This is a genomic window from Xenorhabdus sp. IM139775, from assembly GCF_028598745.1.
In the GTDB taxonomy this organism is placed as follows: domain Bacteria; phylum Pseudomonadota; class Gammaproteobacteria; order Enterobacterales; family Enterobacteriaceae; genus Xenorhabdus.
The window spans coordinates 13,076-27,880 of record NZ_JAQRFK010000021.1 but is presented as its reverse complement, the minus strand read 5'-3'; the positions used below and the strand labels follow the sequence as shown (position 1 = coordinate 27,880).

At 46.6% G+C, this 14,805-nt stretch carries 11 protein-coding genes; 4 read left to right on the top strand and 7 right to left on the bottom strand.

From position 1 onward, the window contains the following. Window positions 1–4: 4 nt before the first annotated feature. Entirely contained in the window at window positions 5–1,342 is a 1,338-nt protein-coding gene (gene rlmD / locus PSI17_RS06860; protein ID WP_273551261.1) for a 23S rRNA (uracil(1939)-C(5))-methyltransferase RlmD, read from the bottom strand. A gap of 53 nt (window positions 1,343–1,395) precedes the next feature. Here rlmD and PSI17_RS06855 point away from each other — a divergent pair, with 53 nt between their 5' ends. After that, a complete protein-coding gene (locus tag PSI17_RS06855) occupies window positions 1,396–3,750 on the top strand; it encodes an ATP-binding protein (protein WP_273551260.1) in 2,355 nt (784 codons plus the stop codon). Here the strand turns inward: PSI17_RS06855 and dgt are convergent. Then, window positions 3,740–5,266 (bottom strand): dGTPase, encoded by a 1,527-nt coding sequence (dgt, locus tag PSI17_RS06850; RefSeq protein ID WP_273551259.1) that lies wholly within the window; start codon window positions 5,264–5,266, stop codon window positions 3,740–3,742. The genes PSI17_RS06855 and dgt overlap by 11 nt on opposite strands. Window positions 5,267–5,392: 126 nt before the next feature. Between dgt and mtnN the strand changes: the two genes are divergently transcribed. Both mtnN and btuF read left to right on the top strand, forming a co-directional pair. Beyond that, the gene (gene mtnN, locus PSI17_RS06845; protein WP_273551258.1) at window positions 5,393–6,091 is read left to right on the top strand and encodes a 5'-methylthioadenosine/S-adenosylhomocysteine nucleosidase; all 699 of its coding nucleotides are present in this window, start codon (window positions 5,393–5,395) and stop codon (window positions 6,089–6,091) included. Window positions 6,092–6,121: 30 nt separating this feature from the next. Beyond that, entirely contained in the window at window positions 6,122–6,997 is an 876-nt protein-coding gene (btuF, locus tag PSI17_RS06840; protein ID WP_273551257.1) for a vitamin B12 ABC transporter substrate-binding protein BtuF, read from the top strand. A gap of 51 nt (window positions 6,998–7,048) precedes the next feature. On the opposite strand, the gene PSI17_RS06835 is transcribed toward btuF, so the two are convergent. Then, entirely contained in the window at window positions 7,049–8,233 is a 1,185-nt protein-coding gene (locus tag PSI17_RS06835) for a benzoate/H(+) symporter BenE family transporter (RefSeq protein WP_273551256.1), read from the bottom strand. A 214-nt stretch (window positions 8,234–8,447) separates the two neighbouring features. Next, window positions 8,448–8,792 carry an iron-sulfur cluster insertion protein ErpA gene (erpA, locus tag PSI17_RS06830; RefSeq protein ID WP_273551255.1) on the bottom strand — a complete coding sequence of 115 codons (345 nt, stop codon included), beginning with the start codon at window positions 8,790–8,792 and terminating at the stop codon, window positions 8,448–8,450. Window positions 8,793–9,023: 231 nt separating this feature from the next. On the opposite strand from erpA, the gene hemL reads away from it, so the two are divergent. Further along, window positions 9,024–10,307, top strand: a complete 1,284-nt coding sequence (gene hemL, locus PSI17_RS06825) for a glutamate-1-semialdehyde 2,1-aminomutase (protein WP_273551254.1) — start codon at window positions 9,024–9,026, stop codon at window positions 10,305–10,307. Between the two features lie 88 nt (window positions 10,308–10,395). Here the strand turns inward: hemL and PSI17_RS06820 are convergent, their stop codons facing one another. The 3 genes from PSI17_RS06820 to mrcB all read right to left on the bottom strand — a co-directional run bounded on the left by PSI17_RS06820 (window position 10,396) and on the right by mrcB (window position 14,794). Beyond that, window positions 10,396–11,163 carry a hypothetical protein gene (locus PSI17_RS06820; protein ID WP_273551253.1) on the bottom strand — a complete coding sequence of 256 codons (768 nt, stop codon included), beginning with the start codon at window positions 11,161–11,163 and terminating at the stop codon, window positions 10,396–10,398. A gap of 142 nt (window positions 11,164–11,305) precedes the next feature. Next, window positions 11,306–12,043, bottom strand: a complete 738-nt coding sequence (locus PSI17_RS06815; protein WP_273551252.1) for a hypothetical protein — start codon at window positions 12,041–12,043, stop codon at window positions 11,306–11,308. A 273-nt stretch (window positions 12,044–12,316) separates the two neighbouring features. Continuing rightward, on the bottom strand, window positions 12,317–14,794 hold the full coding sequence (mrcB, locus tag PSI17_RS06810; protein ID WP_273551251.1) for a bifunctional glycosyl transferase/transpeptidase: 2,478 nt from the start codon (window positions 14,792–14,794) through the stop codon (window positions 12,317–12,319). Window positions 14,795–14,805 lie beyond the last annotated feature (11 nt).

The following is a 14,805-nucleotide window of genomic DNA, read 5'->3' as shown; positions in this document are numbered from 1 at the left end:
CTCCCTACTCGATACCCGTTGGCTCTCTGCTGAACAGTGCCATGGATTCCAGATGGCCGGTGTGCGGAAACATATCCAGCATCCGCACACTGACAAGATGATAACCCCCCGCCAGCAAAGCCTTGCTGTCCCGTGCGAGTGTCGTGGGGTTACAGGAAACGTAAACCACTTTTTCGGGGGCTAATTTTACAATATGAGCCATAACACCCGCCGCGCCAGCGCGGGCGGGGTCCAGCAACACTTTATTGAACCCTTGTGCGGCCCAAGGTTGCTGGTGAATATCCGCTTCCAGATTTTCATGAAAAAAATCGACGTTACTAAGTTGATTAAGCTGAGCGTTATATTGCCCACTCACCACCAGCCCGGCAACCCCTTCCACACCCACGACCGACTGAACTTTAGTCGCCATCGGCAAGGTAAAATTCCCCATGCCACAAAACAGATCCAATACCCTGTCTGTGGGTTGCAAATCCAGCCATGCCAACGCCTGTGCGACCATTTGCTGGTTCACCACATCATTGACCTGAATAAAATCTTGTGGGCTGAACACCAGTTTCAAGCCATCGACTTGATACCACGGCGCAACTTGCTCTTCCATCAATGGCTCCAGCGATTTTTCATCACCCAGCAGATAAATCGCCACCTTGTGTTGCACCGAGAAAATGCGCAGTGTTTGCTTATCTTCGTGCTTAAGCGGGTCAAGGTGGCGCAACACGGCTAATGGGCCACTCTCCGCCAAGACCAGCTCCACATGCCCCAATCGTTTCACTGCCTGCAAACGATTCAGGCACTGGTGCAAAGGGTGCAATAATTGTTCCAATTCAGGACACATCACAGGGCAGTGTTTAATATTCACCAAATCGTTGGTTTGACTCTGGCGAAATCCCATCAATAATGTGCGCTGCTTGGCGTGATATTGCAGGCCAAGCCTGGCCCTGCGCCGATAGCCGTATTCCGGACTGTGGATGACAGGATGAGCACTGATGCGGACCCCGGTTTCCCGTTGGATCAGATGTTCCAGTACACTGGCCTTGCTATTCACTTGCAGCTCCGTGGCAACATGCTGCTGCTGGCATCCGCCACACACGTTAAAGTGCGGGCAGTGAGGCGCCACGCGATGCGGGCTGTCTGATAGTCTTTTCACTATCTTGGCTTTCGCAAATTGGCGTTTTTCCTCTGTCAGTTGGATCTGTGCCTGCTCACCCGGCAATAATCCTGGAATAAAGATGGTTTTTCCCTGATGACGGGCAATACCTTGCCCTTGTGCATCAAGGTTATCTGCGGTAACGGAAATAATGCCTCGGTTTACGGAGCGACGATTTGGGGAGTAAAATTGCACCATGATTCTGACTGACTTTGAAAAATTGAGTTTTGATTTTCCCACAATGGACGCTTATGACCAAATATAGCCTACGCACCCGTATGATGAGCCTGATATTGGTTCCTGTGCTACTGGTCGGAACGCTTGTGAGTATATCATTTATCTCATACCGCTATTATGAGTTGAAGAGCCTGATTGTCCGCAGTGGGATCAGCATTATTGAACCCTTATCCATCGCCAGCGAAGTGGGTATTAATCTGGACAATCACCCGCGGGTCGATTCATTGCTCAACAACCTGCATAACCGGAACTCTGAAATTGTCAGGGCCATTGCGATCTTTGATAACAATAACAAATTATTCGATATTTCGAATGACAAATATGATGTGAATCGGTTGAGACTCACCGCCCACGAATCCATGCCCACCACGTTGTCCAAGACGGAATACGGCAACAGTATCATTTTAAGGATGCCGATTACCTCAGAGACGTCTTCTTCCCATCATTGGCAGAATGCGGCTAACGAGGCATCACCCATGGCTCCGCCGATTGGCTACATTGCCATTGATTTGGACTTACGTGCGGCTCAGCTCCAGCAATACAAGGAAATTGCCACCTCCATCATCTTGTTGATTTTATGTCTGGGGGGAACTGCCCTGTTTGCCCATGTGCTGGTACGCAAAGTCACCCAGCCCCTGAACTGCATGGTCAAGGCCGTCGATCGCATTCGTCAGGGGCAACTGAACAGCCGAGTGACAGGTGCCATGCCCGGCGAATTGTCAGCACTCCAGAATGGTATCAACACCGTGGCAGAATCGCTCTCAAAATACAAAGATGAGATGCAGCTTCATATTGATCAGGCCACATCTGACCTGCAAATTACGATGGAACAGTTGGAAATCCAGAATGTTGAGCTGACCATCGCCAAAAAACGCGCACAGGAAGCGGTCAGGATCAAAACGGAATTTCTGGCGAATATGTCCCATGAATTACGCACACCGCTTAATGGTGTCATTGGCTTTACCCGCCAGATGTTAAAAACGCCGATTACCCCCCAACAGATGGACTATCTGTATGTCATTGATCGTTCGGCCAATAACCTACTGAAAATCATCAATGACATTCTGGATTTCTCACGGCTGGAATCCAATAAACTGGTCTTGGATCAAGTGCCTTTTCTGATAAGGGATACCGTCAATGAAGTGATTGAACTGCTCACACCTGCCGCCAGTGTGAAAAATCTTCCCCTGCATCACCATATTGATGAAGAGTTACCCAACCTGATGATCGGTGATCCGATCCGCTTGCAACAAATACTGACGAACCTGATTGGCAATGCCATTAAATTCACCGATAAAGGCCGTGTGACGCTGGATGTCAAATTACGCCAGCAGCAACACCATCTTGTCCAGATTGATTTTACCGTGACCGATACTGGCATCGGGATCAAACCGGAATACCGTCCGATTCTGTTCCAAGCCTTCAATCAAGCCGATGCCAGCATTACCCGTCATTACGGGGGAACCGGGTTGGGATTGAGCATCACCAAGCGGCTGGTCAATGAAATGAAAGGAGAGATTGACTTTACGAGTGAAGTTGCCAAGGGAACGGTATTTTATTTTGATATCTGGTTGGAGAAAGAAGAATATCCACTCGCCTCATTTCCGGAATATCTGCCCATTTATCCGGTAGCAGCACGTTTACCGATGACGGTCATGGCGGTGGACGATAATCCCGCTAACCTGAAATTGATCGGTATGCTGTTAAATGAACTCGTTGAAAATACCTTGCTGTGCAGTAGTGGCACTGAGGCATTGGAAATCGCGAAACAATATGCACTGGATCTGATTTTGATGGATATCCAGATGGCGGATATGGACGGTATCCAAACCTCCGAGCAGATCCATCAATTACCCCACCATCAAGAGACGCCTATTGTGGCGGTGACGGCCTTTGCCTGCCACGAGGCAAAGAATGCACCGTTTATCGGCTGCCTTGCCAAACCCTTGGATGAAAACTGCCTAAAAACATGGCTGAATCAATACTGCCGACAGAAAAAACCACAAGCCATTGATTGGGATATGGCGTTAAAGCAAACCGCCGGAAAAGCGGAGTTGGCGCAGGAAATGCTGGAAATGCTGCTACAGTCACTGCCTGACATGAAGCGTATGATTGAGCAAGCGTTAACCGCCGACGGCGAAGCGACCCGCAGACACTTTCAGCATCATGTTCACCAATTGCACGGCAGTTGCTGTTACAACGGGGTGCCTAAACTGAAAGCCATTTGCCAATTCGTCGAAAAACAGCTTCAACAAGATATTGCCCTGACCGAACTGGAGCCAGAATTACTGGAATTCATCGACGAAATCAATCACGTCATGGCGGCTGCGCCTGATGTGCTCAGCGCAACCCGAACCGTTACTTTGTGACCATAAACTTACGATATTCTTCATAGGCATAATGGTCTGTCATACCACTGATATAGTCCTGAATAAGACGTGCCCGATAATAAAATTCGAGCACATCTTTTTCGGCTTCATCCGTGGCAACCATGCCCCCGACGGCTTCACCATAAGCCAGACGATGCTTGGTCGAAAGTTTGTGCAGCAGGCGTGTTTCAATAAAGTATTTTTTGTGAAAATTATTCTGGTTCAGTTCCATGAAATCCTGACGGGACAATGCCAGCAAAGGGCTGTATACATCCAGCAATCCGGTAATAATCCGGTATCCCTGTAATTCCAGCTCTTCCACTTCGGGGTGATTGAAAACCCGGTTACGGGTGACATTTTTCAAGGTTTTCAATAAACGGTGTTCATCGCCATCACCTTCCAGCAAGGCATGATTAAATGTCCCCGCATAGATTTCCGCAAGGTGTTTAATAAACAATTTGGCGGTATAAGGCACCAATTTCCCGGTAATAAATACCCGTAAGTACATGAAAAATTGTTCGTGGATATTACGGCGCGCCTCGTTATTGGTTGTTTTCTTATAGGCTTGTATCACTGTCGATTCAAATAAATCCCCTTTCCGGTGCCCACCGTTTTCTTCCCACTCTTTTTTCAGGTATTCCACCAACTGATCGACATTAAAAATGTCCTTTTCAACCGCATCATCTAAATCTGCAATGCAATATGAGATATCATCTGCGGCTTCCATAATGTATGTCAGCGGGAAACGGCAAAAATCCCCTATTTGCAGCTCTTTTTTCAATTCACGGATAAAATTATCTTCTGACCAGTAATACCCTTTTTTCTTCATCAGGTAACTGAATTCAGCGGGGTTGTCTTCCAGTCGATAGGCCGGACAGGTATATTTCAATATGCAGCCAATCTGGCCATAAGTGAGATTCAAACGCAGCAGATTATGCGCCAGGCGGATAGCTTGGGCATTCCCTTCAAACTGGCATAAATCTTTACGCAATTGCCGACGGAAGAGATCTTTCTTCCCTTCCCCCGTCAGACGCAATGCCGCAACCTGACACGCATCCTGCCGATCCTCCGTTTTCGGCGAATAATCAGGATCCAATCGGCGGGAGAACCAATCTTGAATGGCGGCTTCCCCAAAATGCCCAAAGGGAGGATTGCCAATATCGTGCATCAGGCAAGCCATCTCAACCAGGCTTTCAAAAGCCATTAAGCGATCACTCAGCCCATATTTTTTCAATAAGTCTTGCTTTGCCAGCTCCGCAATAATCGTTTTCGAGATATAGCGCCCGATCTGCTGCACTTCGAGCGAATGCGTCAACCGACTGCGTACCGCTGCATTACGTTCCAGTGGAAATACCTGTGTTTTCTGTTGCAAGCGCCGAATGGCGGCCGAGTTGATGATCCGCCCACGATCGCTTTCAAATTGGCGATTCACGCTCTCTTCATCATCGGGATGAATGGACGATTTACTGAACTTGCGTTGGTAATTCAATTTCTGCTTGAAATCAATCTTAGACATTAATCCCCCTATACCAAATGAAACGATTATTCAGGATTGGAATTGGCTATTCAATGATACACTTTCCGCTTAAATCAGCCTGTTAATATAGGCAGCAATCCATTAATAACAAGCGAGTATGACACAATGAAAATAGGTGTAATAGGTGCAATGGAACAAGAAGTGACATTACTGCGTGACCAGATTGAAGGTCTGCAAACCTTGTCACGGGGCGGATGTGAAATCTATACCGGCAAGCTAAATGGCATTGATATCGCCTTGTTGAAATCCGGTATTGGTAAAGTCGCCGCCGCACTTGGCACCACTTTGTTGATTGAACATTGCCAGCCGGATATCGTGATTAACACCGGTTCAGCCGGTGGCCTTGACCCTAAGCTGAAAGTGGGCGATATCGTGGTGTCCGAAGAAGTTCGCTACCATGATGCCGATTTGACCGCCTTTGGCTATGAACCGGGTCAAATGGCACAATGCCCTGCCGCATTTGTGGCTGATGATAAACTGATCGCGCTGGCAGAAAAGTGTATCCAATCCCTCAATCTGAACGCCGTTCGTGGCCTGATTTGCAGTGGTGATGCCTTTATCAATGGTGCAGAGCCATTGGCACGCATTCGCGCCACGTTCCCCAACGTGACCGCGGTTGAAATGGAAGCTGCGGCCATTGGTCATGTTTGCCATCAATATCACTTACCTTTTGTGGTTGTTCGGGCAATTTCTGACGTTGCCGATCAAGAATCCCATCTCAGTTTTGATGAATTTTTGGTTGTCGCGGCGCGCGAATCGACCCGGATGGTCAATGCCATGCTGACAGAACTCAGCAAACAGTAAGCCAACATCCATTAAAGTGGAGCATCAATAATGAAATCACGTTTGAAAATCATTTTCCATCGTTCCCTTTGGCTGGCATTTTCATTCCTCTGGTATAGCTTTTGCTGTGGTTTCAGTGCTCCGCTTTATGCAGCCGCTTCCCGCGTAATCAGTCTTGCGCCCTCGACAACAGAACTGGCGTATGCGGCGGGGCTGGGTGACCAACTTGTCGCAGTTAGCACTTACTCCGATTATCCTGACGCCGCCAAAACGCTGGAGCAAGTTGCTGACTGGCAAGGCATCAATGTTGAACGGATCATCGCCCTGAAACCCGATCTGATTCTGGCATGGCGTAGCGGAAATCCCCAGCGACCTCTGGAACAACTCGCTGCGCTGGGCATCAAGATTTTTTATTCTGATGTGCAGAAAGTGGAAGATGTTGCAACAGAGCTGGAACGACTGGCTGCCTATAGCCCACATCCCGATATGGCCAGGCAATCAGCCGCCAGTATTCGCAATAAGTTTAATCAATTAAAACAAAATTATGCCAACCAGCACCCTAAGCCCGCGTTCTTGCAGTTCGGCATGAATCCGATTTTCACTTCCTCCGGTCATACCATCCAAAGCGAGGTGGTTTCCGTCTGTGGCGGCAAAAATATTTTTGCTGACAGCCCGGTTCCGTGGCCGCAAGTTAACCGTGAGCAAGTACTTACCCGCAAGCCGGAAGTGATTGTCATTGGTGGAACGGAGGCGCAAAAACAGCAGGTTGCGGATTTTTGGCGATCACAGATGAAGGTCAGGATTATCGCCCTGAATGATGACTGGTTCAGCCGTGCAGGGCCAAGGATTATTTTGGCGGCAGAACAACTTTGCCGGCAGTTAAACGATCCCAGTCAGAATAACCATGCAGGTGAAAAAAAGAGATAAGCGGTCTGCCAGCCAGATACACTGGCTGGCAATGCTTCTTGCAGATAGCACCTATTTTTTCATCTCAGCGCGTTTTTTCAGTATGCTGTGGGCAATTATCCCACTGACCAATCCCCAAAAGGCTGAACTGACACCCAATAAGTTTGCACCGGAGGCGGTCACAAGGAAACAGATAATCGCAGCATCTCGGGTATGCTCATCTTTGATCGCTTGATGCAGGCTATTGGTAAAGGTGCCAAGAAGCGCTAATCCGGCCAAAATTTTTATCAATGGGGTTGGAAAGGCATTAAACAAATAGAAAATTGCCCCGCCCAAAAGACCCGCCAGCAGATAGAAAAAACCAGCACTGACTGCGGCAACATAGCGTTTGTTTGGATCGGGATGGACATCACTGCCCATACAGACAGCAGCCGAAATTGCGGCAATGCAGATACTGAATCCCCCAAAAGGTGCCAGAATAATCGCTATCAATGATGTCCAGATCAGTAAGTTGGAGGTGCGGGGAGGATATCCCGCCGCCTGTAGGATAGCAATTCCCGGTGCATTTTGTGAGGCCATCGTGACGATAAAAAAAGGAATACCGACACCAATCAGTGTGGTTGCGCTAAATTCTGGCATAACAAATTCAGGCATGGAAAACATGATATTTCCCCCTGCCAAATTTAAGTCGCCGCTAAAAATACAGATAATCAATCCAGCCGCAAGCGCCGAGATGATTGCGTATAACGGAGAAAAACGGCGGACAACCAAGTAGACAAGCAACATCATGCCACACAGCCAAAAGTTAACTTGCAGCATGGCAAATGCCTCCAGGCCGAAGCGGAGTAATATGCCGGCCAGCATCGCCGCCGCTATCGTATGTGGAATATAGTTCATCAACTTGGCAAACAGTCCGGTAATACCACATATTAACGTTAATGCCGAAGCGAAGATAAAAATGCCAATAGCCTCATTAATCGAGGTATGCGGCAAGTTTGTCGCCAATAATGCAATGCCTGGTGTTGACCAAGCCGTTAAAATGGGAGTGCGATAATAGAGAGACAAGCCAATTGTCGTGACACCCATACCCACACCAAGCATACTGAGCCAGCCGCTTATTTGTTGTGGTTCAAGGCCAATTGCCGTCACTGCCTGCAAAATGATCGCAACAGAACTCGCGTAAGCCACTAATACTGCAACAAACCCTGTGACCAGTGTTGCCGGTGATAAATCCCTGAAAAATGTTCGCTTAGACATATGACATTACCTGACTGACGCTATAATAAATGACCAATTTTGAGCAAAATCGCTCAGATATGCGTGTAACGCCACTCATCCTCTTTGAGGGTAATGCTCCATCAATACAATTTATTTCGTCTTATTTCGTCGGAAAGATGCAGGGAATACCAGCATCTCTCACAAAATAGCCTCCGAAACAGGAGGCCATTTATTGCCATCGTGAGTTTTTCAATCAGATACTAAAAGAAGAGCCACAACCACATGTGGTTTTTGCATTGGGATTGGTGACGATAAAACGGGAACCTTCCAGCCCTTCGGTATAATCCACACAGCCACCAACTAAATATTGCAGGCTCATTGGGTCAACAACCAGTTCAACCCCCTGTTTCTGGATCGTCATATCACCTTCGTTAATCTGATCATCGAAAGTGAAACCATACTGGAAACCGCTACAACCACCACCTGTAATGTAAACCCGCAGGCGCAGGCTCGGGTTATCTTCATCAGCAACCAGTACTTTGACTTTATTGGCTGCGGCATCAGTAAACTGCAAAGGCAATGCAACATCATCGCTCATATTTTGTTACTCCAGTCCGGTTTTCCGGTAAAAATCCCCGGAACGTCGTTTTATGCTTTCTGAAATCAGTTAACGACGATTATCTAATACCTGACTAATTCGTTCAAGTTTTGTCACCCAAATGCGCTAACTCAAATTTCACCTCCCTTTATGATGATTTGGTTTCCCCTGTGGGGTGCTTTAGAATGACATCCTCATATCTGTACCGTTATCTTTCAGGAGCTTTTATCAATGAGCCAGTCCGAAACGCTTTACTCTCAGGCAAAACATCTGATCCCGGGTGGAGTCAATTCACCGGTGCGTGCTTTTAACGGTGTTGGTGGTACACCTGTCTTTGTCCAACGTGCTGACGGTGCTTACCTTTATGATGTTGATGGTAACGCTTATATTGATTATGTCGGTTCATGGGGGCCAATGGTTCTCGGCCATAACCATCCTGCTATCCGCAATGCCGTCATTGAAGCCGCTGAGCGTGGCCTGAGTTTTGGTGCCCCCACCGCAGCCGAAGTGGAAATGGCAAAACGGGTTACTGAGCTGGTGCCTTCGATGGATATGGTTCGCATGGTGAATTCAGGAACAGAAGCTACCATGAGCGCCATTCGTCTGGCTCGCGGTTATACTCAACGTGACAAAATCATTAAATTTGAGGGCTGCTACCACGGCCATGCCGATTGCTTGCTGGTCAAAGCCGGTTCTGGTGCCCTGACTATCGGTCAGCCAAACTCTCCCGGGGTTCCCGCGGATTTCGCTAAACACACCCTGACGTGTGTTTACAATGACCTGAATTCTGTCCGTGAAGCCTTCGAAAAATATCCGGAAGATATCGCCTGTATTATCGTCGAACCCGTTGCGGGTAATATGAACTGCATTCCCCCGCTGCCGGAATTCCTGCCGGGTCTGCGTAAGCTGTGTGATGAATTTGGTGCCCTACTGATTATTGACGAAGTGATGACCGGTTTTCGTGTCGCACTGGGAGGTGCACAAGCGTATTACGGGGTTAAGCCGGATTTGACCTCCCTTGGCAAAATCATCGGTGGTGGTATGCCTGTTGGTGCCTTTGGCGGCCGTCTGGAAATTATGGAAAAACTGGCACCCACTGGCCCGGTTTATCAGGCCGGCACCCTTTCCGGTAACCCCATCGCGATGGCGGCCGGTCTTGCCTGCCTGCAAGAAGTGGCTCAAGCCGGTGTTCATCAGCGCTTAAGCGAACTGACCGACAAACTGGCTTCTGGTTTAAAACATGCAGCTTCAAAAGCCGGTATCCCTCTGGTGGTTAATCACGTTGGCGGCATGTTCGGTATTTTCTTTACCGATGCACAAAGCGTGACCTGCTATCAGGATGTGATGAAGTGCGATGTAGAACGCTTCAAGCAGTTCTTCCACTTGATGCTGGATGAAGGCATCTATCTGGCACCTTCTGCATTTGAAGCCGGCTTTATGTCTGTCGCCCATTCCGATGAGGATATCCAGCGCACGGTTGATACAGCAGCACGTTGTTTTGCTAAACTGCAATAAAATATTCCTTCTCAGGCACCACTATTTTTTGTTATTAGCGGTGCCTGAGACAGATTGATACCAAATTCCGTCTTGCTTGATGAAAATATCAGACGCCACAACATAGGATATTAAATAATCTGGACAAACCGTCATACTTCCCTTCTTCTCCCTTTCCTTTTTTATTTAGCATTTCTTCATAATTATCCCACACACGACCTTCATCACCGTTCCAAGGTGGACTAACGGGTTTACCGTCCTTCCAGAATTGCACTTTTTTACTGACCTTGGAATCATCTCTGTGTCTGAAAAGCCATCTTAATTCTTGTCCGGTTATGCTTTTATTTTTACTTCCTAGTTCATGGAATTCTTCGCATTTATCAGCTACCGCTTTCATATTTATACCATCAAGTATGAAATGTACATGGATATTACGAATTAACTTACTATTACCCTTGCTTACCCACGATAATCCGCCTTTACATTTTCTTCCCAAATTTAAATAATCGAGTCCTTCGCTTGCCTCTATAACACTGCGATATTTATTATCGCGCCCTAAATGCTTAAAAAAATCTTTTGCATATTTTGGGTACTTATGATGAGAGTCAATATATTTTAATTTATCTTTATACAGTCTATGAAATTTCTCTTCAGGATCATTCTGATTACTGTTGATAAAATTTCTCATATATTTCTCTTCTGGAGGAACCAAGTAATTATCAATGAAGGGAGATGGCCATATATCTTTACCAAGGTAATCCTGAGCATTTTCAAATCCAGAAATTTTATTAATAATATAATTATCCCTATAATAGCTTAAGCCATAGATTAAATCACCTTCAGAAAAATGGGTTTCAAAGGGTACATAGAATGGCATATTCTTATCCTATTTTAACTTAGAGAGCATTTATTATAATTTCCCATTATTTAAAGAGATTTATTTAATTTCTGTATAATACATTAAACCGTTGTTCCGCTTGATGCTAAGTAACGATTTATAAGACCGATTTATAAGACAATCAATCAGAATGTCTGACCCCACAACATAGGATATTAAATAATCTGGAGAAACTGTTATCTCCCTCTTCTTTTTTCATTATCTTTATTGCATAATTAATCCATACAATACTTTCTTCACCGTCCCAAGGTGGACGAACAGGTTGACCATCCTTCCAGAATTGCACTTTTTGTTTGACCATGGGATTACGCCTGTTTCTGAAAATCCACCTTAACTCTTGTCCGGTTATACTTTTCTTATCTTTGGATATTTCGTGTTTATCAACTACCCATTCCATATTTATACCATCAAGTATGAAATGGACATGTATATCCTGAACTAACTCACTATCGTTGCCTACCCATAATAATCCGCCTTTGCATTTTCTTCCCAAATTTAATTCATTGAATCTTTTTTTTGTCTCTACAACACTACGATATTTCTTATTTTTTCTTAAATTTTCAAAAAAATCTTTCGAATATTCTTGGTACTCATTATGATGAATTTCAATATAGTTTAATTTTCCTTTGCAATAATCCACATTTCCCTTATTACGTTTGATAACATCCTCCATACATTTTTTTTCCGGAGGAACTACATAATCATCAATGTAGATGGGTGGCCACGCATCATCATCATTTAGCCCTCTGGCATCGATAAAAGCAGAAACGAAATTAATATATTTCCTCCTCTGTCCCCTTAAGCCATAGATTAAATCACCCGGAACAAATTTATTTCTAAAGGGTCTCAGGAATGGCATGTTTTTATCCTACTTTAGTTTAAAGATCGTTTATTATAAGCACCTATTTATTAAAGAGACTTATTTAATTTATATAGTTATTTAAATTAAAACACCAAACGGGTAAAAATAAGTAATTGTTCGTAAAATATAAAGCATTTCCCCTACGCAGAGAAATTTATCCAAAGTGGCATAATCTGAGGTTTCTTAACGGGAAGATATTTAATAATTAAGCTCCCCACCCATTTTCGGCAGGGAGCTATATATTATATTTTATGACTTATCAATAAATTATCACTGACCAAACATCTCTCGCAGCCAGCCGGGGGCGTCTTCTTCATTCTCCTCTATCGGCTGTTGCACTGATTGCTGGCACAATTCCTGTGGATCATCTGTCCAAACCGGCAATACTCTGGTACCGCCGCCCCCGCAGTTGAAACTGCCGTCTTCATTGACGGACATATCCGCAATACCTTCCGGTGGACGGTTATTCAATACCAGTGGCGTTTCGTTTTCCAGATAACGGCGGTAAATCGTCAGTGCCCCCGTCGCGCCAGTCAAATTGGTGGGGCCATTGTTATCACGCCCAGTCCAGACAACCACAACTTCTTTACCATCAATGCCCGTAAACCAACTGTCACGAAGATCGTTCGTCGTTCCGGTTTTACCGGCCAAATTATATTGACCATATTTTCCAGTCAGTGAACGGCCTGTACCGCGAGCAATCACTTGCTGCATCCCATACAGTGTCAGATAAGCGGCCTGGGGAGGAACAACCCGCTCGGCCTGTGGATAGCTCTGGTAAATCACCGTACCATCCTCAGCAATGATAGAGCGCAATGCCGAGAGTTTTGCCCGGTTACCACCGCTGGCAATCGTCTGGAACTCTTGCGCCATTTCCATGGGTGTCAGGCTAATCGCGCCCAACAACATGGCCGGGATTTGCTGGATCTCTTTTGCCGGAATACCCAGTGAAACTAAGGTGCTGGAAATACGATCTAACCCCACATCCAGCCCCAAATTCACGGTCGGGACATTCATTGAACGCGCTAACGCATCGATCACCATGACACGCCCACTGAAAGTACGGCTAAAGTTCTTCGGTTCCCAAGGCTTGCCACCCGCTTGGGGAACAGAGAGAGGTTCATCCGACAGCCAAGTATTCAAGCGATATTTGTCCGGCTGGCTCAATGCCGTCAGATAAGTGGCCGGTTTTGCCAACGAGCCAATCAAACGGCGGGCATTCAATGCACGGTTAAATCCGGCATATTGTGGTTGGGAGCCGCCAACCATCGCACGCACTTCACCGCTGAAACGGTCAACCACCACCATTGCCCCTTCCAGATCAGCAACCTTGCGGGTTTTCCGCAGAGCGGTCACACCCTCTTCAACCGACCCTTCTGCCGCATCCTGTGCAACCGGATCTAAGGTCGTGAAGATTTTTACCCCCGATAAGTCATTCACCTTATCGCCTAACTTTTCCTGCAATTCCTGCCGCACAAGCTGCATAAACGCGGGTTGCGGTGTCAGGCTTTCACTTTTCGGTTTAACACCCAATGAGCGGGCACTCAGCGTGTCATACTCTTTTTGCGTGATAATGTTCCGGCTCTGGAGAATTTTCAACACAATGTTGCGGCGTTCCAGTGCCTTTTGGGGGTGACGCCACGGGTTATACACCGATGCCCCTTTCACCATGCCCACCAACAAGGCCTGCTGATCCAAGGTTAATTCACTAATCGGGCTGCCAAAATAGTACTGACTCGCTAACGGGAAACCATGGATCTGCTCATCACCACTCTGCCCCAGAAAAACTTCGTTCAAGTACAATTCAAGAACACGATCTTTGCTATAACGTGCATCCAACAGGATTGCCATCAGCGCTTCATTCACTTTACGGCTCAGGGTGCGTTCATTTGAGAGGAATAGGTTTTTCGCCAATTGCTGTGTCAGGGTACTGCCGCCCTGAACGGTGCGTCCCGCCATCAGATTAGCCAAGGCCGCGCGCGCAATGGAAAGTGGCCTGATCCCGCCATGTTCATAGAAATAACGATCTTCGGTTTCCAGTAACGTTCTGACCAGTGAATCAGGGAAGCCTTTGCGCGGGACAAACAGACGCTGTTCGCCATTCGCCGACTGCATCATCGTAATCAGTTTGGGATCAAGGCGGAAGAAACCAAACTGCCGCTGATTATCTATATTTTCGATGCCGGCAAGATGATTGTTCTCAAAGGACAGGCGGGCCTGAATTTGTCCTTCCTGACCATCCGGGAAATCAAATGGGCGACGCAGCATCTCAATGCTATTCCCTTTGACCATGAATTCCCCTTCCCGGGTGATTTTTGTCACTTTCCGATACTGCATGCCCTCCAGCAATTGAACCATTTCATCCTTGCTGTAATTCATACCGGGTTCAAGATTGACTACCCGTCCATACACGGCTGCCGGTAAATCCCAGACTTTCCCGTCAATACGCTGGCGAATTTTGTTATCCAGATAGAAACCATAAATAACCGTGATCACCGCCAGCACAATAAAGATTTTTAGCAGCAACCATAAAAACCAGTGCCCTGCTCTTTTCGGTGGGCGGGGCTTAGAACGGCGGACGTTCTTCCCTTTTTTCGTCATGACTTGATCCTCATCGTCGTCGTCAACATCATCATTTTCATCATCATTATAGTCATCCCGCCGAACGCGTTTTTTCGATACCCGCCCACGACGAAGCCCTGATTTTTCACCTTTGCGTCCGATTGGCTGACGATCATCATCAGACATACCGAATTCTC